The sequence below is a fragment of the Sinorhizobium psoraleae genome (genome assembly GCF_013283645.1).
Lineage (GTDB): Bacteria > Pseudomonadota > Alphaproteobacteria > Rhizobiales > Rhizobiaceae > Sinorhizobium > Sinorhizobium psoraleae.
In genome coordinates this window covers 323,635-343,180 of record NZ_JABEKV010000001.1, presented here as the reverse complement: position 1 = coordinate 343,180, position 19,546 = coordinate 323,635, and the positions used below count along the sequence as shown (strand labels likewise).

Genomic DNA, 19,546 nt, shown 5'->3' with positions numbered 1-19,546 from the left:
GGCCGGATGGCGGTTACTTCAGGCTGGGCGCGATGTTGATGCAGGCTTCGCAAAGGCCAGCGACCGCCGCCACCGAGTTGTCGAAGGCTTCCTTCTCGCTCTTGTTGAGATCGATCTCGATGATGCGCTCGACGCCGCTGGCACCGATGATCGTCGGCACGCCGACATACATGTCCTTGACGCCGTACTGGCCGGAAAGATGGGCCGCACAGGGAAGCACGCGCTTCTTGTCCTTGAGATAGGCTTCCGCCATCTCGATCGCGGAAGCAGCCGGCGCATAGTAGGCCGAGCCGGTCTTCAAGAGGCCGACGATCTCGGCGCCACCGTCACGGGTGCGCTGGATGATTTCCTCGAGGCGGTCCTTGGTGACCCAGCCCATCTGGACGAGATCGGTCAACGGAATGCCGGCAACGGTCGAGTAGCGGGCGAGCGGCACCATCGTGTCGCCATGGCCGCCAAGCACGAAGGCCGTGACGTCCTGGACGGACACGTTGAATTCCTGGCTGAGGAAGAGGCGGAAGCGCGAGGAATCGAGAACGCCGGCCATACCGACGACCTTGTTCTTCGGCAGGCCGGAGAACTTCTGCAGCGCCCACACCATGGCGTCGAGCGGGTTGGTGATGCAGATGACGAATGCGTTCGGGGCATATTTCTTGATGCCGGCGCCGACCTGTTCCATGACCTTGAGGTTGATGCCGAGCAGATCATCGCGGCTCATGCCGGGCTTGCGCGGCACGCCGGCGGTCACGATGCAGACGTCGGCACCTTCGATGGCAGAGTAGTCGCTCGCGCCCGTGAGCGAGGCATCGAAACCCTCGACCGGGGACGACTGTGCGATATCGAGGCCCTTGCCTTGGGGAATGCCGTCGGCGATGTCGAACAGGACAATATCGCCCAGTTCCTTCAGGCCGGCGAGATGCGCCAGCGTGCCACCAATCATCCCTGAGCCGATAAGTGCAATCTTGTTGCGCGCCATGAAAGTGCTTCCTTTGTGATCCCAATATGATCGAGGCCTGAAACGCGGCAAACGCCAAACCTTCGCGAAAGCCCATAAACGGCAAATGATAAAATATCAATTGATACTTTTGGACAGAGCAATTTCAATCGGTTAGATCATAAAATTCTTACGTAAACGTAAGATTTTATGTAACGGTTGCGTCATCAAACAGCCGTTCTCGCCGGATGTTGCGCCGCATATTCCTCGCTTTGCATCTCGATCAGACGCGATACGGTGCGGTCGAATTCGAAGCCTTCCGTTCCCTTTCTAGCGGTCAGCAGCTGCTGCGGTTCGGCCGCGGCGGAGGCAAAGAGGCGCGCGCCCTGGTCGTAAAGGGTATCGACGAGGATGATGAACCGCTTGGTCTCGTTGCGCAGGTGGGGTCCCAGATGCGGAACGTGATCGACAAAGATCGTGCTGTATTGCGCCAGGATGGCGAGGTAGTCGGCGGCACCAAGCGGCTGCCCGCAGAGGTCGGCAAAGGTGAAACGGGCGCTTCGGCCGGACGCCGATGGCACGTGGATCTTGCGCCCCTTGCGGCTGATTTCCGCCGGGGCTTCGGGTGCTCCGCCGGTCTCGCGATACCAGGCGCGGTCCATCGCGGCTTCCGCCTCCGGACCGAGCGGCGAAAGCCAGACCGGATTTCCATCCGTCTTCTGCAGCCGGTAATCCGTCTCGGTATCGAGCGAGATGATCTCCGCGTTCGCCTTCAGCAGGTCGATGAAAGGGAGAAAGAGGCCACGATTGAGGCCATCGCGGTAAAGATCGCTCGGCTCGACGTTCGATGTCGCGACGAGCACGCAGCCCTTGGCAAAAAGTTCTCCGAAGAGGCGCGCCAGGATCATCGCGTCGGCAATGTCGGTGACCGAGAATTCATCGAAGCACAGCAGCCGCGCCTCGCCGAAGAGCTCGGAGGCGACCGGCGGGATCGGGTCGGCCTGCTTCGTCTCGCCGTTCTTGAGTTTCTGGCGATGCTTGTAGATGCGCTCGTGCACATCCGCCATGAACTCGTGGAAATGCGCTCGACGCTTGCGCTGGATCGGCACGGCGTCGAAGAACATGTCCATCAGCATCGTCTTGCCGCGCCCAACGCCACCATGGATGTAAAGCCCCTTGACCGGAGCGTGGTCCTTCTTGCGCGAGGCGAAAAGCCAGCCAAGCGCGTTGGACTTGCGCGACGGCCTGCTGGCGAGCAGTTCCGCCGTCAGGTGGTCGAGCCGCCGGGCGATCAGCAATTGCGCCGGATCGCGCTGGCGTTCGCCAGTGGTGACGAGCGTTTCGAGTTTGTGGAGAATGCTGTCGTCTGGGTTGAGCACGCGGCACCCAAGGTGAGCAAGGAACAATTCCGGCGAGAGAGGCGCGGGACGAGCGAAACCTGCTCACACGTCCTCATCCCGCGTCGTATCCGGCCCAGGGCCGGACGTTAACGGCCGTCAGCGGCTGAGGCTGACCGGCTGCCCGCTGTTGGTCGAACCATCGAAGCGCGCGTCCGCCGTCTTGTAAAGGCGGGCGATCGGGCTGCCGCCCCGGTCCTTGAGCACGACCTGCTTGCCGGCCACTTCCCAGGAACCCATCGTCGTCAGTTCGCCGGCGCAGCCGCGTGTGCCGCCGCGCGATCCACTGCCAAGGTTCGTCAGCGTCAGGAACATGTCGCAGGAACTGCCGGCGCTCGACACGCGCCAATTGCCAACCATCGATTCCTTCGTCACGTCGAGCGCGTTGGGCGCCGCCGCAACTTGCGTGCCGGCCGGCGCGCCGCCGGGTGCCGCAGCGCCGCCGGTCGGTGCCGCGGGGAACTGCGAAGTGTTCGTCGTCGGGTCAGGGAGCTGGCTCGACGAAACCGTCGGAACGGGCTGGGCCTGCAGGGGAGCAGGTGAAACATCCTGAGAACCGAAACCACCCATGGATGTCCGCTGGCATCCGGTCAGCGCAAGCACAACCGCCAGGCCCGCCGCCGCATGAAAAACCCGCATATCTCTTACCCCCGATATCTTCGCCGAACCATGATGCAACGCGATAATAATGGCCGAACTACAGCAAATCCACCTGTCAAATCAAGGGAAGGCATTTCAGCAGTACCTGTTGCACGATTGAAACGCTGGTCCGAAGAGGAATGCACACTCCGGAAGCATCGAAACTCCAGCCGGCGTAAACACAATCAGTGATTGACCCCGGCATAGGCGCGGTCACCCCAGAGCGCCTCGACCGCCCGGTTCCTGCCGCAGCCGTTCCTGTAGTACCAGTAGCGAATGGGGTTTCGCGCGCCGAAGTCCTGATGGTAATCCTCGGCCGGCCAGAATTTTGCGGTGCCTTCGACCGGCGTGACGATCGGCTTGCCGAGTTCGGCTTCGGCCCTGATCTTTCCGGCCTTCGCGTCCATGGCCTGCCTCTCGTCGAGCGCGTAGATCGCCGTCGTATAGGCAAAGCCGCGATCGCAGAACTGACCCCCGCCATCCGTCGGGTCGGTCGTGTGAAACAGCACGGCGACAAGCGTTGAATAGGAAACCCTGTCCGGATCGAACTTGATCTGGACGACTTCGCGATGACCGCCCTTCACGTAGTCCTCGTAGGTCGGATTTGCGCTCGCGCCACCAGCGTAGCCCGAAATCGTCTCGAGAACGCCGGGCACACCATCGAAATCGGTCTCGACGCACCAGAAGCAGCCGCCGGCAAACAGCGCGAACTGCGGCTCGGCCGCCCGCGCCGGCAGGGCCATCAGACAACCGGCGGCAAGTGCAAGCAACAAACGATTCATCGCAATCTCCGATCCCATTCTAAAGCTATGAGGACCGTCGAAAGTTTCAAATCAAATGCCGACACGTGGACGTGAAATTCGTGATACGCAAACGGCGGGCCAGAAAGCCCGCCGTCGAAGCCGTAACCGACAAAGGATACATGCAGCAATTCAAAGTGCTACAGCGTCCCTTACGCGTCTCATAAGACGAGCGGCGCTCTAGGATCAGATCCTGCGCTCCACCAGCATCTTCTTGATTTCGCCGATCGCCTTGGCCGGGTTGAGGCCCTTCGGACAGGCCTGGGCGCAATTCATGATCGTATGGCAGCGGTAAAGCCGGAACGGATCCTCGAGATTGTCGAGTCGCTCGCCGGTCGCCTCGTCTCTGGAGTCGATCAGCCAGCGGTAGGCCTGCAAGAGAACGGCCGGACCGAGATAACGATCGCCGTTCCACCAGTAGCTCGGACAGGAGGTCGAGCAGCAAGCGCACAGGATGCACTCGTAAAGGCCGTCGAGCTTCTGACGGTCCTCGTGGCTCTGCTTCCATTCCTTCGCCGGCGTCGGCGAAACCGTCTTCAGCCAGGGCTCGATCGAGCGGTGCTGGGCATAGAAATTGGTGAGATCCGGCACCAGATCCTTGACCACCGGCATATGCGGCAGCGGATAGATCTTCACCGTTCCCTTGATCTCGTCCATGCCCTTGGTGCAGGCGAGCGTGTTGGTGCCGTCGATGTTCATCGCGCAGGAGCCGCAGATGCCTTCGCGACAGGAGCGGCGCAGCGTCAGCGTCGGATCGATCTTGTTCTTGATGTAGAGCAGACCGTCGAGCACCATCGGGCCACAGTCGTCGATGTCGATATAGTAGGTGTCGACGCGCGGGTTCTTACCGTCGTCCGGGTTCCAGCGATAGACGCGGTATTCGCGCAGGTTCGTCGCGCCGACCGGCTTCGGCCAGACCTTGCCTTCGGTGATCTGCGAGTTCTTGGGGAGAGCGAGTTCAACCATGTCCTTAATCCTCGAGATCAGTACACGCGCGCCTTGGGGGCGATCTTCATCGGATCGATGCCCTCGGCGATCAGGTCGGTGTGAACCGGGCGGTAATCGAGCCGGACGTCGCCGGCGTTATTGACCCAGGCGAGCGTATGCTTGCGCCAGTTGACATCGTCGCGCCCGCCGAACGGGCCTTCGGTGTAATCCTCGCGGGCATGCGAACCGCGGCTCTCCTTGCGCGCTTCGGCGCCGTAGATGGTGGTGATGGCGTTGGCCATCAGGTTTTCCAACTCAAGCGTTTCGACAAGGTCCGAGTTCCAGATCATCGAGCGGTCGGTGACCTTGACGTCGGGAAGTTCCTTCCAGATTTCCGACAGACGGCGGCAGCCGGATTCAAGCGATTCCTGCGTGCGGAATACGGCGGCGTCCTCCTGCATGGCGCGCTGCATCTTTTCGCGCAGCACCGCCGTCGGCGTCCTGCCATTGGCATGACGCAGGCGGTCGAAGCGCTCGACGATGCGGTCGCAGGCGGCCGTGTTGATCGCCGGGATCGATTCCTGGCGGTCGATGATCTGGCCGGCGCGGATCGCCGCGGCGCGACCGAAGACGACGAGATCGATCAGCGAGTTGGAGCCGAGCCGGTTGGCGCCGTGGACCGAGGCGCAGCCCGCTTCGCCGACTGCCATCAGGCCGGGCGCGATGCGCTCGGGGTTCTGACCGTCAGCATTCAGGACCTCGCCCCAATAATTGGTCGGGATGCCGCCCATGTTGTAGTGGACGGTCGGCAGCACCGGGATCGGCTCGCGGGTGACATCGACACCGGCAAAGATCTTCGCGCTCTCGGAAATGCCCGGCAGGCGCTCGTGCAGCACGGCCGGATCGAGGTGGTCGAGATGCAGGAAGATGTGGTCCTTGTTCTTGCCTACGCCGCGGCCCTCGCGGATTTCCAGTGTCATGCAGCGCGAAACGACGTCGCGCGAGGCGAGATCCTTGGCTGACGGGGCATAACGCTCCATGAAGCGCTCGCCTTCGGCGTTGACGAGATAACCGCCCTCGCCGCGCGCGCCTTCGGTGATCAGACAGCCCGAGCCGTAAATGCCGGTCGGGTGGAACTGCACGAACTCCATGTCCTGGAGCGGCAGGCCGGCGCGGGCGATCATGCCGCCGCCGTCGCCGGTGCATGTATGCGCCGAGGTCGCCGAGAAATAGGCGCGGCCGTAACCGCCGGTCGCCAGCACCACCATCTTCGCCGAGAAGCGGTGGATCGTGCCGTCGTCGAGGTTCCAGGCAACGACGCCGGTGCAGCGCCCGTCGTCCGACATGATCAGATCGATGGCGAAATATTCGATGAAGAATTCGGCGTTGTTCCGGAGCGATTGGCCGTAGAGCGTGTGCAGGATCGCATGGCCGGTGCGGTCGGCAACGGCGCAGGTGCGCTGCACCGGCGGGCCTTCGCCAAAATTCTGCATATGACCGCCGAACGGCCGCTGGTAGATCTTGCCTTCCTCGTTGCGCGAGAACGGCACGCCATAGTGCTCGAGCTCGTAAACCGCCTTCGGCGCTTCCATGGTGAGATACTGCATGGCATCAACATCGCCGAGCCAGTCGGAGCCCTTGACGGTGTCGTACAGATGCCACTGCCAGCTATCCGGCGTCATGTTCTGCAGCGACGCGGCGATGCCGCCCTGGGCGGCGACGGTGTGCGAGCGCGTCGGAAAGACCTTGGTGATGCAGGCTGTCTTCAGGCCTTGTTCGGCCATGCCGAGCGTGGCGCGCAAGCCAGCGCCGCCAGCACCTACGACGACGACGTCGAAGGCGTGGTCGACATATTGGTAGGCCTTGCCGTTTGCAGCGGGTGAACTGATCGATGCCATGACGAAATTACCCTGCAAAAGCGATCTTCAGGATGGCGAAAAGACAGAGCCCGCCGATCGCGATCGCGAAAAATGTGTTGAGCATGAGAAGAGCGACCTTGGCGCCTTCGCCATGCACGTAGTCTTCGATGATCACCTGCATGCCGATTCTCATGTGTGTGAGAGCCGAAACGAGCACGAGGCCCATGATCACCGCCACAAACGGATTGGAGAGCGCCGCGACGACCTCCGCATGCGGGGCGCCGGCGTAGCGGGCAACGAAGAACACGAAAAAGATCAGCAGCGGAACGTTGGAAACGGCCGTCAGGCGCTGGCGCCAGAAATGATCGGTCCCCTCCTTGGCGGAGCCGAGGCCGCGAACCTTGCCGAGAGGTGTGCGCATGTCCATCCTCATTCCCCCTCAGTAGCGGACCAGATAGCCGATCATCCAGATCAGCAGCGTCAGAGCCACCGATCCGACGATCGTCGCCTTGGCCATCTTCGTTGCGAAATGCTTCTCGTAGCCGTAGCCGAGGTCCCAAACGAAGTGGCGAATACCGCCGAGCATGTGATGAACCAGCGTCCAGGTGTAGCCGAAGAGCACGAGCTTGCCGATCAACGTGCCAAAGAGCCAGCTGACCCAATCGTAATAGGCCGCACCGGAAGCCGCGGCGATCAGCCACCACGCGACTAGGATCGTGCCGAAATAAAGCGCGCCGCCGGTAATGCGGTGCACAATCGACATCACCATGGTGGGGATGGGTTTGTAGATTTGAAGATGCGGCGAAAGCGGCCGGCTTCTTGTGACATTCGTCATCGGAACCTCACGGAATGACCGGATTCGACGCCCAAACTGGATCGCATTCGTCCGGTATCGCACACGATTGTGCGCAATTCAGTCTTCCGGACCTTTAATCACCATAAGGCTTAACGACAAGTGTGTTTGCGTGCAAAATAAATAAAATCGATTAGACGAAAAGCGGCATTTTTCGGCCTTGCCAAGACATCGGTCGAATTAACGATAAGCGCAGAAAACATAAGCAAATCCGTGACATTTGCCCTCGCTTGGCCCAGGATGGCGTTAAGAATTTGTTAAGGATGATCCGGAGGGCACGGCAGAATGAATCTGTTGCGAGCGGTCCATGCGACCAAAGTTCTAGCGCTGGTCTGCGCTCTGGTGATGACCGCAGAAATGCCTGCGATGGCGGGCGACCGGCAGGGTTTATCTGAGGTCGAGACCCGCGTCCGGCATATAAGACTGCACCGAAAGCCGCATCACGCATGGCGCGATTGGCATCACGGCCATCGCAAATTTGGCGACCGCAGAAGGCACCGCTCCGTCGTGTCCGGCTTTGACGACTTTTCTTTGTTCAATCGGGACCTGCAGGACGTGAAGACCCGCACCCGGCACGTACGGATGAAGCACCGTCTACGGCACCACGCCAAGCGTGATTGGCGCCGCGACCATGGCGTAGTCGTGATCGGCGGGGGCTATGGTTTCAGCTCCTATGATGGCCTCAGTTCGTACGGCGGCGACGACTTTCCTTCGGTCACCCCTGGCATCGGAACCTATGCCGGCGGCATTTCCGCCTTCCGCCAGGAGGGCAACGGCATCTATTTCCGCCAGTACGGCAATTCCGGCTATTTCGGCGAGGATGCGATCGACGCCGCCCCGCCGCTGAAGCGTGCGAAGATCATCGTCGTCTCGCCGCAACCGAACGACCGCGTCTGCTCCTGGGAACACGGCGTCTGCGTCATCCGGCCATAAGCGCGCTTTGCCTCTTTGCCTTTTGCATTCGTTGTCCAAAACCGCTGCGTAGTTTTGGACAACAGGCATTAGGCCGCGATCCCGCTCAGCCGCCGACGGTTTCGGCCGGCTCGAAGCGCCAGACGGTCGTGCGCTTTATCTCACTGTCTTCGAGCGCCCGCGTGACCGGCACCTCATACGTCGCGAGCGCCGTCATCATCTGTCGCGGGCAATAGGCGCGTCCGGGATCTCCGACGAGCACCGCCGCTCCCGCCCTCGCCAATCCGGCGAACCAGGGGCGGAGCAGATCCGAAAAACCCTTGTCGTAAAAGACGTCTCCGGCGAGATAGACATCGGCGACCTTCGGCTCGCCGATGATGTTCCGGTTGCTGAACCCGATTTCCACCCCGTTCAGTTCCGCATTCAGCCGTACTGCCGTTTCCGCCCAGGGATCGATGTCGACGGCAAGCACGGAAGAGGCACCCGCCTTCATGGCCGCGATCGCGACCAGGCCGGAGCCGGAGGCGAAATCGATGACGCGGCGGCCGCGCACGGTTTCCGGATGATCGAGGATATGGCGCGCAAGCCCCTGCCCGCCCGCCCAGGCGAAAGCCCAGAACGGCGGCGGCAGACCGATCTCCTCCAGTTCCTCTTCCGTCTTCAGCCAGAGATCATGCGCCTCGCTTGCAAGATGCAACCGGATCTCCGGCACATGCGGCGGCGAAAGGACGCCGGTATTCGCTCGGATGAAACTTTCGGGATCGGTCTTCAAGGAAAGGGATCTCAGCGCGGCGGATTGTCGAGGCCGCCCATGCGGCAGACCTCGATCCACTCGTCCTCCGTAACCGGCTGCACCGACAGCCGCATCGAGGTCACCAGCGACATCTTGGCGAGCTTCGGGTTCTCCTTGATCTCCTTCAAGGAGACCGGACGCGGCACGTCCATGACGGCGCGGATATCGACGCAATCCCAGCGGGCATCGCCTTCAGCGGTCGAATCCGGGTGCGAGAGAGCACAGACCTCGGCAATGCCGACGATCTCCAGCCCCTCGTTGGAGTGATAGAAGAAGCCTTTATCGCCGATCTTCATCGCCCGCATGTTGTTGCGCGCCTGATAGTTGCGCACGCCGGTCCATTCCGTGCCCTTCTCGCCCGCGTCCTTCTGCATCTGCCAGGACCATTTGGCCGGTTCGGATTTGTAAAGCCAGAACGCCATCGCCGCTTAAGCCTCCGGATTATTGAAGACCCAGTTGTAGGCCTTGATCTCGACATTCGAAAAGAGACCCGCCTTGGCATAGGGGTCAGCCTCGGCGATTGCCTTCGCCTCCTCAAGCGTTTCGGCCTTGACGATCACCAGACTTCCCGTCGGCTTGGCGTCCGCGCCGAGAAAGGGACCGGCGATCTTGAGGATGCCCTTGGCGTTGAGGTCATTGAGGTAGGCGACGTGGGCCGGACGCGTATCCAGCCTCAACTGCAGCCCGCCGGGCTTGTCCGTGCATAGAAGTGCGAAGAGCATGGTTCCTCCTGACGTTATCGCTTGGCGCGGAATGCGGGCGGACAACCGCTCTGCACCTTTCCTCATTCCGCTGCCAAGTCATTCCTGAGTTATCGGGCGCGACATCAGCTGCTCCAGAGCAGTGCGGACATCGCGCCTTCCGTCGATGATGGCGGCGACCGCCTCGGTAATCGGCATGTCGACGCCGAGGTCGAGTGCGACGCGGGCTGCGACCGACGCGGCGAAGGCGCCCTCGACCAGTTCGCCGCCCTGTCCAGTCGCGCGTCCGTCCTTGCCGAGCGCGATGCCGAAGCGCAGGTTGCGCGACTGGTGGCTCGTCGCAGTCAGCACGAGGTCGCCGAGCCCGGAAAGACCGCGGACCGTATCGGCCTCGCCGCCCTGGGCAACGACGAAGCGCGACATTTCCGCAAGACCGCGGGAAATCAGCGCTGCGCGGGCCGAATCGCCAAGACCTGCGCCCTCGACGATGCCACAGGCAATCGCCAGCACGTTCTTCAGCGCGCCGCCGAGTTGCACGCCGACCCGGTCGGCCGAGGGGTAGAGCCGAAACGTCCGGCCGGAAAGCGTCTCGGCGAGTTCCGTCGCTGTCTCGCTGTCGCGCGCCGCGATCACCATTGCCGTCGGCAAGCCCTTGGCGATATCGGCGGCAAAGCCCGGACCGGAAAGTACACCGATCTTGCGGGCCGGCAACTCCTCGTCGAGCACGTCGGTCAGGAGCCGGCCGGTCGCTTGCTCCATCCCCTTGGCACAGGTGACGATCGTCGCATCGGTGCCGATCCAGCCGCCATAGCTGCGGGCGGCGGCCCGATGCTCCTGCGAGGGCATGGCGAAGAGGACGACATCGGCGTCCATCAGCACAGTCGTATCGGCGGAAAAAGCAAGTCCCGCCGGAAGCGGAATGCCTGGCAGGAACGCCTCGTTCCGGCGCGTGCGGCGACACTCCTCGACTGTCTCCTGTCGCCGGGCAAGCAATGTCACCTTGGCATTGTCGGTCGCTGCGGCTACGGCGGCAAGTGCGGTCCCGAATGCTCCGGCTCCAACGACGACGATCTTCGGCTTCTCACTCATCTTGTGCATCATGCCTTGGCGCCACGCTTGCCGGAGCCAATCAATGTCTGCGCTTGGCTATCGAGCGGCCAGCGCGAGCGCGGCGCGACATCGAGGCCATCCGCCTCCAGTCCCGCCGCAAGCCGTTCGGCACCGGCCCAGGCGATCATCGCCGCATTGTCGGTGCAAAGCTGAAGCGGCGGCGCCACGAAGCGGAAGCCGTTCGCGTCGCAAAGATCCTGAAGCGTCGCCCGCAACTCCTGATTGGCGGCAACCCCGCCGGCGACGACCAGAGCCGGTTCCGGGACAGTGGCGAACTCGGCCTTGAACCGCTTCAGTCCACGCCCGACACGGTCCTTGAGGGTGCGCGAGATGGCGCGCTGGAACGAGGCGCAAATGTCGGCGACATCCTGCTCCGTCACGGGCTCCAGCGACTGCGCCGCCTGGCGAACGGCCGTCTTCAGGCCGGAGAAGGAAAAATCGAGCCGCGCGTCGCCAACGAGGGGGCGCGGAAAGTCGAAGCGCCTGGGATCGCCCGTCCTGGCCGCGCGCTCGACCGCCGGACCGCCCGGATAGGGAAGGCCGAGAAGCTTTGCGGTCTTGTCGAAGGCTTCGCCGAGCGCATCGTCGATCGTCGTGCCCCAGCGCTCGTAATCGCTGACGCCTTTCACCAGGATCAGCTGCGTGTGGCCGCCCGAGACAAGCAGCATCAGATATGGAAACGTCAGGCCATCCGTCAGTCGCGCCGTCAGTGCGTGGCCCTCGAGATGATTGACGGCGTAAAGCGGCTTGCCCGTCGCCCGTGCGATCGCCTTGCCGGTCATCAGCCCGACGATCAGGCCGCCGATCAGTCCGGGACCACTTGTCGCAGCGATCGCGTCGATGTCTTCAAGTTTGACGCCGGCGCGCAGCAGCGCTTCCTCGATCAGCGTGTCGAGCGCCTCGACATGGGCGCGGGCGGCAATCTCCGGAACGACGCCGCCGTAGGCGCTATGCTCTTCCAGCTGGCTGAGCACGACATCGCCAAGGATCCGGCCGCTGCCGTCCTTTTCCCGCAGCACGACGGACGCCGCCGTTTCGTCGCAGCTTGTTTCGATGCCGAGGATACGCAGGGGCGCGGACATATGTGGTCTACTCAAAGATTGCGGTCGCACGGAAAGGTGGGTACACGGAACTTGTGTCAGCGCCGTGCGTCTTTCAGAAGCACAAAGGACGCTGTAACGCTTTGAACTGCTGCATGGTTTTATCCTCAAATCGGTCCCGATTTAAGGAACCATGCAGTAACAATGGATGACCGAGGATGCAAACGAAACCTTTCCGCATCGGAACGCGGGGCAGTCCGCTGGCGCTCGCCCAGACGCATGAAACGCGCGACCGGCTGGCCGCTGCCCATGGTCTGCCGCAGGAAATGTTCGAGGTCGTGATCCTGTCCACGAAGGGAGACCGGATCACCGACCGGTCGCTTGCGGAGATCGGCGGCAAGGGCCTGTTCACCGAGGAGCTCGAACAACAGCTCTTGTCGGGAGACCTCGATTTCGCCGTGCATTCGTCGAAGGACATGCCGACGAAGCTGCCAGACGGGCTCTTCCTCTCCGCCTTCCTGCCACGCGAAGACGTTCGCGACGCCTTCGTCGGACGCACGGCGCCGAGACTTGTGGACCTGCCACAGGGCGCCACCGTCGGCTCGTCGTCGCTGCGTCGCCAGGCGCTCATTCGGCGCCTCCGGCCCGACATCAACGTGATCACCTATCGCGGCCAGGTGGAAACACGACTGCGCAAGCTCGCCGATGGCCAGGTTGACGGCACGCTTCTCGCCTATGCCGGCTTGAAGCGGCTCGGCATGACCGACGTGCCGACCGAACTGCTCGATCCGGCGGAATTTCCGCCGGCGCCGGCGCAAGGGGCGATCTGCATCGAGAGCCGCATCGGCGACACCCGGGTCAATATGCTGCTTGCGGCCATCGACGATCGGCGCACGCACGAGGCCGTCTCCTGCGAGCGCGGCTTCCTCGCGACGCTTGACGGCTCCTGCCGCACGCCGATCGCCGGGCACGCCGTGTCCGACGGCACGCACATCCGCTTTTCCGGCATGATCCTGACGCCGGACGGCGCGACCTGCCATCGCATCGCCGTCGACGGCAAGGCAGCGGAGGCCGCCGACCTCGGACGCAGGGCCGGCGAGGAAATCCGCGCCAAGGCCGGACCGGGATTCTTTTCGAGTTGGACGTGAGCGATGCGCGTGCTCGTCACTCGGCCGCGACCGACCGCCGAAAGGACGGCGCTGAAGCTCGAGGCGATGGGCCATGAAGCGATCCTCCTGCCTCTGATGCAGGCGGAGCACCTGGTAACAGCTCTCGCGAGCGCATTGAAGCAAAGGCATGGCGCCATCGCGCTGACGAGCGCGGAAGCAACCCGCGTGCTGGCGGCGCTGGGCCGCGCGCTTGAACCGCATCTTGCAACACCGCTCTTCTGCGTCGGCGAGGCAAGCGGCCGCGCCGCAGTTGCCCTCGGATTCACCGATATTCACGTCGGACCGGGCACGGGCGAAGGTCTCGCGGACACGATCGCGACCGTGTTCGGCACGGACCCACCCGAACCGCTGCTCTATCTCGCCGGTTCGCCGCGCTCCGATGGCCTCGAACGGACGCTGCGGCGGCGCAGCATCGATCACAGGACCGTGGAATGCTACCGGATGAAACCGATTGCGCATCACCCGGACGTGCTCTCCGATCTTCTCGGCGCGGGGCAGTTTGACGCCGTACTGCTCTATTCGCGTGAAAACGTGCGGCAGCTTGCCGCCCTTCTCTCGGAAAGCAATCTCAGCGCAGCGGCACTTTCCAAACGCTATCTCTGCCTGAGCGCATCGATGAAGGACGCCTTGCCGCCTGACGCGGCCGCGGAAGTCGCTGCAATGCCGGACGAGGAGCACCTTCTGCAACTCCTTTGATCCCGCGCAGCGGTGATATCTCAGCAAATTATCCAACGCCGGATGCTCGAGGCGCGAACAGCAAAGCCGGCACCGGTTTTCCGCGCATGTGCCGCCCTCCAATCGGGTGAACTGATGGCATTTCCGGCAAAAACGGAGTTGGGGGCTTTCCCTCGCGAGTTCGCCTGACTAGGTTTGTCTTGACAAGCCGACTGGCACTGTAACGGTAAGAGGTCACCATGGTATCGGAAAACCCGCCGCGCCGCTCGAAATCCGAGAAGGAACCGCTGACGATCGACCTCAAGGCGGAAAAGACGGCGACCGACGAGGCCGAATCTGTCGCGAACAAGGAATCGGTCACCGACGAGCCCGCCGAGATTTCGGCGAGCGAGGCAGAGAGCGAAAACGCGACCGATACGACGGAGAAGACGGAGGAAACGGAGGATGAGCGCGCGGATGCCGCCGCGGCCGCTTTCGACGAAGAGCCCCCGCACTTGAGCAACGGCGCGATGCCGCCGCAGCCGGCGCAGAGACAGGCGACGAGCGCAGGCGCGTTCGCGGCCGGTATTCTCGGGGGTCTCGTGACGCTGCTCGGCGCCGGCGTGCTGCAATATGCCGGCTATATTCCAGCGCTCGGACCGGATCGCGGCAGTGCTGCCTTCGAGCAGGGCCTTGCCAGCGAAATCCAGGCGATCAAGACACAGATCGCATCTCAATCGGCCCCCGCGGCCGACATCGGTCCGCTGGAGAGCCGTCTTGCGGCGCTGGAACAGGCGGCCAAACAGCCCGGGGCAGATGGCGCGAGCGCGCCGCAGATCACCGCCCTCGAAGCGGAAGTCGCCAATCTGACCAAGGAAGTCGCCACGCTGAAAGCCAGCCTCGCCGATGCGGAACAATCGGCGGCGGCCGCCAAGGCTGAACTTGCCGGGCGCATCGACCAGGCGGAACAAAAACTCAACGAGCCGGCTAACGACATCCAGATGGCGAAGGCGGTCGCCGTAACGGCGCTGAAGACAGCGATCGATCGCGGCGGCCCGTTTCTGGCCGAGCTTGATGCCTTGCGCAGCATTGCGCCCGACGACGTGACCGTGAAAGATCTGACTGAGGACGCCGCAACGGGTGTCGCGACGCGAACGGACCTCCGCGCCGCCTTTCCGCAAACGGCGGACGCGATGCTCGATGCGCTCAACCAGCCCGATCCGAACGAGGGCATTTTCGCTCGCCTCGTCTCAAGCGCCATGTCCGGCATCCGCATCCGGCCGGTCGGCAGCGTCGAGGGCGACACGCCGGAAGCCGTCATCGCGCGCATCGAGGACAAGCTCAACAATGGCGACCTGAAGGGCGCATCGTTGGAATGGGGCGCTCTTCCCGAACCGGCGAAATCGACTGGCGCGGACTTCAAGGCGAAACTCGACCAGCGCCTGCGCGTCGAGACCACCATCGACGCCGCCGTGGCACAGAGCATGACGCGTACCGGCACGGCCGGCTAGCGGAAGGAAAGAAGAAGAGATGATCCGTATATTGTTCTTCATCCTTTTCGTCCTGTGCCTTGGTCTCGGCTTTGCGTGGCTCGCCGATCGGCCGGGGGAACTGTCGCTGATCTGGCAGGGGCAGCGCATCGAAATGACGCTGATGCGCGCCGCATCCATTCTGATCTCGCTCTTTGCCGCCGTCCTGATCGTGATCTGGCTGCTCCGCACGATCTGGATGTCGCCCCATACCGTCACGCGCTATTTCCGCTCCCGCAAGCGCGATCGCGGCTACCAGGCGCTTTCGACGGGGCTGATCGCCGCTGGTGCCGGCGACGCCAATCTTGCCCGCAAGATGTCGGCGCGAAGCCGCGGCCTGATCAGCGCCGACCAGGAGCCGCTCATCCACCTGCTCGAGGCGCAGACCGCGCTGATCGAAGGCAAATACGACGACGCGCGCAAGAAGTTCGAACTGATGGCCGACGATGCCGAAACGCGGGAGCTCGGCCTGCGCGGCCTGTTCCTCGAAGCCAAGCGGCTCGGCGCCAACGAGGCTGCCCGGCAATATGCCGAACGCGCCGCGGAGAAGGCGCCGCACCTGCCGTGGGCGACGCTGGCAACGCTGGATCACCGCAGCCAGGCAGGACAATGGGACGAGGCGATCCGCCTTCTCGACCAGAGTCGCGCCGCCAATATCCTCGACCGCAAGGATGCCGACCAAAAAAAGGCCGTGCTGCTGACCGCCCGTGCGATGGCGAAGCTCGACGCTGACCCGAAAGCGGCGCGCGACGACGGCCTCGCCGCGCTGAAACTCGACGAGAGCCTGGTGCCGGCGGCGCTGGTAACGGCCAAGGCCCTGTTCCGCGAAGACAATCTGCGCAAGGGCGCGGGAATTCTCGAAAAGATCTGGAAGCAGCAACCGCATCCGGACGTGGCCAGGCTCTACGTCAGAGCGCGCGGAGGCGATTCCGCCCTCGACCGTTTGAAGCGTGCGAAGAAGCTCGAATCACTCCGCAGCAACAATGCGGTTGCATTGGCAACCGTTGCCGAAGCCGCACTCGAGGCGCGCGAACTGCCGCTGGCGCGAGCCAAGGCTGAAGCCGCTGCACGGCTCGAGCCGACGGAAAGCGTCTTCCTGCTGCTCGCCGATATCGAGGAAGCGGACACCGGCGACGAGGGCCGTATCCGCCATTGGATGGCACAGGCGCTGCGCAGTCCGCGCGATCCGGCCTGGACGGCCGATGGGGTGACCTCGCCGTCCTGGCTGCCGGTCTCGCCGGTCAGCGGCCGGCTCGACGCTTTCGAATGGAAGGCACCGGCCTTGCAGCTTTCGGACAAGCTCGAAAATGGCCGTCCGAGCGCCGACGAGGCGATCCGCAACCTCCCACCAGTCGCGACCGTGCAGCACGTCGCAGCGCGGACGGCGCCGGAGCCGGCACCGGCGAAAGCAACGCCGGCCGTTCTGGAAGCGGAGCGTGAGGTGATCAAGATTCCGGAGAGGAAAGAACCTGCTCCCCCTGCTGCCAAGGACAACGAGGAGGTCGCGGAAGAAGAGCCGGCACCCTTCTTCGGCCGCCCGCCGGACGATCCCGGCGTTCGCGACGCCTCCGCCGGCGAAAAGGCAACGGACAAGGCCGGCCTCCGGCTGTTTTGAACTTCGAACGCTGCGGACAAGGACATGTTAGAACGGTTTCGAGCGTTCCTCGAAAGTTTGGCGGGCTCCACGGCGCCAATTGAAAAGGGCGACCCGCGCGTTGCCGTGATCGCACTCTGCGTTCAGGTCATGGAGGCCGATGGCACGGTGCTGGCTGCCGAGCGCCGCAAGATGCGCGAGATTATCGAGGAGCAATATCAACTCGACGACGAGGGCCTCGATGCGCTCATCGAGGCGGGCGAGAGCGCCGAAAGCGAGGCGATCGACTTTTACAAGTTCACCGCAGAGATCAAGCGTCATCTGTCCGAGGAGCAGCGGATCGAGCTCGTCGGCACGCTGTGGGAGATCGTCTATGCCGATGGCGTCCGCAACGAGATGGAAGATCACGTGATCTGGCGGATCGCCGATCTCCTCGGCGTCTCCGGGCGCGATCGGGTCTTGAAGCGGAAGGAAGTTGCCGCCAAGATCGACGTGGAGGAGGAAACCGACCCGCAGCAGGAAAACTGAAATGCCCGCAGAGGCCGACGACTTCAAAAGACCGATCCTCATAATTCTGCATCAGGAGCGATCGAGTGCCGGGCGCGTGGGGCAGATTCTCCAGCAGAAGGGCTTTACACTCGACATCCGGCGCCCGGCTTTGGGCGACACGCTGCCGCCGACGCTGGAGGCCCATTCGGGAACCATCGTCTTCGGCGGCCCGATGAGCGCCAACGACGAGGAAGAGTTCGTCCGCCGCGAGATCGACTGGCTTTCGGTGCCACTCCTCGAGAACAAGCCTTATCTCGGCATCTGCCTGGGGGCGCAGATGCTGGCACGCAACCTTGGCGGCAAGGTCGCGCCACATCATGAGGGCATGACGGAAATCGGCTGGTATCCCCTAAAGGCCACCGACGCCGGCAAGGCGCTGATGGATTGGCCGGCCATGGTCTATCACTTCCACCGGGAAGGGTTTGATCTGCCTAGTGGCGCCGAATTGCTGGCGACCGGCGATACCTATCCGAACCAGGCCTTCCGTTATGGCGAGAACGCCTGGGGCATTCAGTTTCACGGCGAGCTGACGCGCGCGATGATGCACCGCTGGGTGGTCCATGGCGCGCACCGCTTCGAGCTGCCCGGCGCCCAGATCGGCAAGGCGCACCTCGAAGGGCGAATGATTCACGATCACCCTTTGCGGACCTGGATGGAGAATTTCCTCGAATTGATTTTTTTGCGCGGCGGGGAGGCTGCCGCGCCGAAAAGGCAAGATCGCGCGTAACACGGCCCTGCCACCCGCCCTACGCCGCATGTGCAATCAGACCCGTTGGTGCTCCGGGACATCGAGCGTATCGATCTTGCGCAATTGCGGGAAACCGACCGCCCAGAGCAGCGACACCAGAAGTGTGCCGACACCGCCAAAGGCGACTGCGAAGACAGCACCGAAGCCCGAAGCCATCATGCCGGCGCGGAATTCACCGAGTTCGTTCGACGCGCCCACGAACACCATGTTGACCGCGTTCACGCGACCTCGCAGTTCGTCCGGGGTCCAGAGCGTGATCAGGATTTCGCGGACATAGACCGAGATCATGTCCGCCGCGCCCATGACGACAAGGGCGGCAATCGAGATCCAGGGTGTTGCCGACAGGCCGAAGACGATCGTCGCGAGGCCGAAAAGTGCAACACCGATAAACATATAGAGCCCTGCCCGGTTGCGGATCGGGTGAGCGGTAAGCCAGACCGCCATGCCGACGGCACCGACGCCCGGTGCGGCGCGCAGAAGACCAAGCCCCCATGGCCCAAGTGTCAGTATATCGCGCGCAAAGACCGGCATGAGTGCAACCGCGCCGCCGAGCAGCACGGCGAAGAGATCGAGCGAGATCGCCCCCAGCACCACCTTCTCGGCCGTGATGTAGCGGAAGCCGGCTGTGATCGTCTGCCAGCTTTCTCCTAGGGCGGGCGAACGCACCGCGGGCTTCGGCACGGCAAAGACCATCAGGGCCGCTGCTGCAAAGAAGCAGAGACTGACTGCGTACGGCACAACTGGACCGAAGCCATAGATCAGGCCGCCGGCGACCGGCCCGACGATCGTCGCCGTCTGCCAGGAGGTCGAGTTCCAGGCGATCGCATTGGGCAGGTGCTCGGCTGGCACCAGATTGGGTGCGAGCGACTGCGCGGCCGGAGCGAGAAACGCCCGCTCGATCCCGAAGACGATGAGGATCAGATAGACGGGCCAGGGCGAAAACAGACCCGTCACCGTCAACAGGAGCAGCGCGGCCGCGCAGAGCGTGCTCACCGTCATGCAGATGCCCATGATGGCGCGGCGGTTGTAGCGGTCCGCGACGGCCCCCGTAACCAGAATCAGGACCAGCGATGGCAGGAACTGAAAGAGGCCGATGAGGCCGAGATCGAACGGATCACGCGTCAGATCGTAGATCTGCCAGCCGACGGCGACGGACATGATCTGGATGGCGAAATAGGCGAGGAAGCGCGAGAAAAAGTAGCGCCGATAGCCGACATGCCCGAAGGCGGCGAAACGATGCGCGGCGTGAACGGCGGACATATGGGGAGGCTCCTACTGCATGATTCCTTAAATCGGAATCGATTAAGGACAAAATCATGCGGAAACTTAAAGCTCCAC

The 19,546-nt window shown here is 63.1% G+C and carries 21 protein-coding genes; 7 read left to right on the top strand and 14 right to left on the bottom strand.

Translation table 11 applies throughout. The features are described from left to right. Positions 1-13 precede the first annotated feature (13 nt). The 8 genes from mdh to sdhC all read right to left on the bottom strand — a co-directional run bounded on the left by mdh (position 14) and on the right by sdhC (position 7,391). Positions 14-976: a malate dehydrogenase gene (gene mdh / locus ILFOPFJJ_RS01540; RefSeq protein WP_173508824.1), complete on the bottom strand. Its 963-nt coding sequence runs from the start codon at positions 974-976 to the stop codon at positions 14-16. 185 nt (positions 977-1,161) lie between these two features. Beyond that, positions 1,162-2,313 (bottom strand): cell division protein ZapE, encoded by a 1,152-nt coding sequence (zapE, locus tag ILFOPFJJ_RS01535; protein ID WP_173508823.1) that lies wholly within the window; start codon positions 2,311-2,313, stop codon positions 1,162-1,164. A 117-nt stretch (positions 2,314-2,430) separates the two neighbouring features. Then, entirely contained in the window at positions 2,431-2,970 is a 540-nt protein-coding gene (locus tag ILFOPFJJ_RS01530; RefSeq protein WP_173508822.1) for a protease inhibitor Inh/omp19 family protein, read from the bottom strand. A gap of 185 nt (positions 2,971-3,155) precedes the next feature. Then, entirely contained in the window at positions 3,156-3,752 is a 597-nt protein-coding gene (gene msrA, locus ILFOPFJJ_RS01525; protein WP_173508821.1) for a peptide-methionine (S)-S-oxide reductase MsrA, read from the bottom strand. A gap of 204 nt (positions 3,753-3,956) precedes the next feature. After that, the gene (locus ILFOPFJJ_RS01520; protein WP_173508820.1) at positions 3,957-4,736 is read right to left on the bottom strand and encodes a succinate dehydrogenase iron-sulfur subunit; all 780 of its coding nucleotides are present in this window, start codon (positions 4,734-4,736) and stop codon (positions 3,957-3,959) included. 17 nt (positions 4,737-4,753) lie between these two features. Then, positions 4,754-6,595, bottom strand: a complete 1,842-nt coding sequence (gene sdhA, locus ILFOPFJJ_RS01515) for a succinate dehydrogenase flavoprotein subunit (RefSeq protein ID WP_173508819.1) — start codon at positions 6,593-6,595, stop codon at positions 4,754-4,756. 7 nt (positions 6,596-6,602) lie between these two features. Then, positions 6,603-6,983 (bottom strand): succinate dehydrogenase, hydrophobic membrane anchor protein, encoded by a 381-nt coding sequence (gene sdhD, locus ILFOPFJJ_RS01510; protein ID WP_173508818.1) that lies wholly within the window; start codon positions 6,981-6,983, stop codon positions 6,603-6,605. 12 nt (positions 6,984-6,995) lie between these two features. Continuing rightward, positions 6,996-7,391: a succinate dehydrogenase, cytochrome b556 subunit gene (gene sdhC / locus ILFOPFJJ_RS01505; RefSeq protein ID WP_173508817.1), complete on the bottom strand. Its 396-nt coding sequence runs from the start codon at positions 7,389-7,391 to the stop codon at positions 6,996-6,998. A gap of 303 nt (positions 7,392-7,694) precedes the next feature. On the opposite strand from sdhC, the gene ILFOPFJJ_RS01500 reads away from it, so the two are divergent. Beyond that, positions 7,695-8,342, top strand: coding sequence for a hypothetical protein (locus ILFOPFJJ_RS01500; protein WP_173508816.1), 648 nt, complete (start codon positions 7,695-7,697; stop codon positions 8,340-8,342). Between the two features lie 85 nt (positions 8,343-8,427). Here the strand turns inward: ILFOPFJJ_RS01500 and ILFOPFJJ_RS01495 are convergent, their stop codons facing one another. The 5 genes from ILFOPFJJ_RS01495 to tsaD form a co-directional block, all read right to left on the bottom strand. Continuing rightward, positions 8,428-9,093, bottom strand: coding sequence for a class I SAM-dependent methyltransferase (locus ILFOPFJJ_RS01495; protein WP_173508815.1), 666 nt, complete (start codon positions 9,091-9,093; stop codon positions 8,428-8,430). Between the two features lie 11 nt (positions 9,094-9,104). Beyond that, positions 9,105-9,536, bottom strand: a complete 432-nt coding sequence (locus ILFOPFJJ_RS01490; RefSeq protein WP_173508814.1) for an EVE domain-containing protein — start codon at positions 9,534-9,536, stop codon at positions 9,105-9,107. Between the two features lie 6 nt (positions 9,537-9,542). After that, positions 9,543-9,836: a YciI-like protein gene (locus ILFOPFJJ_RS01485; RefSeq protein ID WP_173508813.1), complete on the bottom strand. Its 294-nt coding sequence runs from the start codon at positions 9,834-9,836 to the stop codon at positions 9,543-9,545. A 78-nt stretch (positions 9,837-9,914) separates the two neighbouring features. Beyond that, positions 9,915-10,904, bottom strand: a complete 990-nt coding sequence (locus ILFOPFJJ_RS01480) for an NAD(P)H-dependent glycerol-3-phosphate dehydrogenase (protein ID WP_173508812.1) — start codon at positions 10,902-10,904, stop codon at positions 9,915-9,917. 8 nt (positions 10,905-10,912) lie between these two features. Then, the gene (gene tsaD, locus ILFOPFJJ_RS01475; protein WP_173508811.1) at positions 10,913-12,007 is read right to left on the bottom strand and encodes a tRNA (adenosine(37)-N6)-threonylcarbamoyltransferase complex transferase subunit TsaD; all 1,095 of its coding nucleotides are present in this window, start codon (positions 12,005-12,007) and stop codon (positions 10,913-10,915) included. Positions 12,008-12,183: 176 nt separating this feature from the next. On the opposite strand from tsaD, the gene hemC reads away from it, so the two are divergent. The 6 genes from hemC (at position 12,184) to ILFOPFJJ_RS01445 (ending at position 18,187) form a co-directional block, all read left to right on the top strand. After that, positions 12,184-13,113, top strand: a complete 930-nt coding sequence (gene hemC / locus ILFOPFJJ_RS01470) for a hydroxymethylbilane synthase (protein ID WP_173508810.1) — start codon at positions 12,184-12,186, stop codon at positions 13,111-13,113. A 3-nt stretch (positions 13,114-13,116) separates the two neighbouring features. Then, complete coding sequence (locus ILFOPFJJ_RS01465; protein ID WP_173508809.1) at positions 13,117-13,830, top strand: uroporphyrinogen-III synthase; 714 nt, start codon at positions 13,117-13,119, stop codon at positions 13,828-13,830. A 218-nt stretch (positions 13,831-14,048) separates the two neighbouring features. Continuing rightward, positions 14,049-15,299: a COG4223 family protein gene (locus ILFOPFJJ_RS01460; RefSeq protein WP_173508808.1), complete on the top strand. Its 1,251-nt coding sequence runs from the start codon at positions 14,049-14,051 to the stop codon at positions 15,297-15,299. A gap of 19 nt (positions 15,300-15,318) precedes the next feature. Further along, complete coding sequence (locus tag ILFOPFJJ_RS01455; RefSeq protein ID WP_173508807.1) at positions 15,319-16,932, top strand: heme biosynthesis protein HemY; 1,614 nt, start codon at positions 15,319-15,321, stop codon at positions 16,930-16,932. 24 nt (positions 16,933-16,956) lie between these two features. Continuing rightward, positions 16,957-17,439, top strand: a complete 483-nt coding sequence (locus ILFOPFJJ_RS01450; protein WP_173508806.1) for a tellurite resistance TerB family protein — start codon at positions 16,957-16,959, stop codon at positions 17,437-17,439. Between the two features lies 1 nt (position 17,440). After that, the gene (locus ILFOPFJJ_RS01445) at positions 17,441-18,187 is read left to right on the top strand and encodes a glutamine amidotransferase (RefSeq protein ID WP_173508805.1); all 747 of its coding nucleotides are present in this window, start codon (positions 17,441-17,443) and stop codon (positions 18,185-18,187) included. Between the two features lie 36 nt (positions 18,188-18,223). Here the strand turns inward: ILFOPFJJ_RS01445 and ILFOPFJJ_RS01440 are convergent, their stop codons facing one another. Continuing rightward, positions 18,224-19,468 (bottom strand): MFS transporter, encoded by a 1,245-nt coding sequence (locus ILFOPFJJ_RS01440; RefSeq protein WP_173508804.1) that lies wholly within the window; start codon positions 19,466-19,468, stop codon positions 18,224-18,226. Between the last annotated feature and the right edge of the window lie 78 nt (positions 19,469-19,546).

Coding starts and splice junctions, on each gene's coding strand:
- ILFOPFJJ_RS01520 (WP_173508820.1), bottom strand. CDS start 4,736: ATGGTTGAACTCGCTCTCCCCAAGAACTCGCAGATCACCGAAGGCAAG.
- ILFOPFJJ_RS01440 (WP_173508804.1), bottom strand. CDS start 19,468: ATGTCCGCCGTTCACGCCGCGCATCGTTTCGCCGCCTTCGGGCATGTC.
- tsaD (WP_173508811.1), bottom strand. CDS start 12,007: ATGTCCGCGCCCCTGCGTATCCTCGGCATCGAAACAAGCTGCGACGAA.
- sdhD (WP_173508818.1), bottom strand. CDS start 6,983: ATGGACATGCGCACACCTCTCGGCAAGGTTCGCGGCCTCGGCTCCGCC.
- ILFOPFJJ_RS01460 (WP_173508808.1), top strand. CDS start 14,049: ATGGTATCGGAAAACCCGCCGCGCCGCTCGAAATCCGAGAAGGAACCG.
- sdhC (WP_173508817.1), bottom strand. CDS start 7,391: ATGACGAATGTCACAAGAAGCCGGCCGCTTTCGCCGCATCTTCAAATC.
- ILFOPFJJ_RS01500 (WP_173508816.1), top strand. CDS start 7,695: ATGAATCTGTTGCGAGCGGTCCATGCGACCAAAGTTCTAGCGCTGGTC.
- mdh (WP_173508824.1), bottom strand. CDS start 976: ATGGCGCGCAACAAGATTGCACTTATCGGCTCAGGGATGATTGGTGGC.
- ILFOPFJJ_RS01485 (WP_173508813.1), bottom strand. CDS start 9,836: ATGCTCTTCGCACTTCTATGCACGGACAAGCCCGGCGGGCTGCAGTTG.
- ILFOPFJJ_RS01530 (WP_173508822.1), bottom strand. CDS start 2,970: ATGCGGGTTTTTCATGCGGCGGCGGGCCTGGCGGTTGTGCTTGCGCTG.
- ILFOPFJJ_RS01490 (WP_173508814.1), bottom strand. CDS start 9,536: ATGGCGTTCTGGCTTTACAAATCCGAACCGGCCAAATGGTCCTGGCAG.
- ILFOPFJJ_RS01465 (WP_173508809.1), top strand. CDS start 13,117: ATGCGCGTGCTCGTCACTCGGCCGCGACCGACCGCCGAAAGGACGGCG.
- ILFOPFJJ_RS01450 (WP_173508806.1), top strand. CDS start 16,957: ATGTTAGAACGGTTTCGAGCGTTCCTCGAAAGTTTGGCGGGCTCCACG.
- msrA (WP_173508821.1), bottom strand. CDS start 3,752: ATGAATCGTTTGTTGCTTGCACTTGCCGCCGGTTGTCTGATGGCCCTG.
- hemC (WP_173508810.1), top strand. CDS start 12,184: ATGCAAACGAAACCTTTCCGCATCGGAACGCGGGGCAGTCCGCTGGCG.
- ILFOPFJJ_RS01455 (WP_173508807.1), top strand. CDS start 15,319: ATGATCCGTATATTGTTCTTCATCCTTTTCGTCCTGTGCCTTGGTCTC.
- sdhA (WP_173508819.1), bottom strand. CDS start 6,595: ATGGCATCGATCAGTTCACCCGCTGCAAACGGCAAGGCCTACCAATAT.
- ILFOPFJJ_RS01445 (WP_173508805.1), top strand. CDS start 17,441: ATGCCCGCAGAGGCCGACGACTTCAAAAGACCGATCCTCATAATTCTG.
- ILFOPFJJ_RS01480 (WP_173508812.1), bottom strand. CDS start 10,904: ATGAGTGAGAAGCCGAAGATCGTCGTCGTTGGAGCCGGAGCATTCGGG.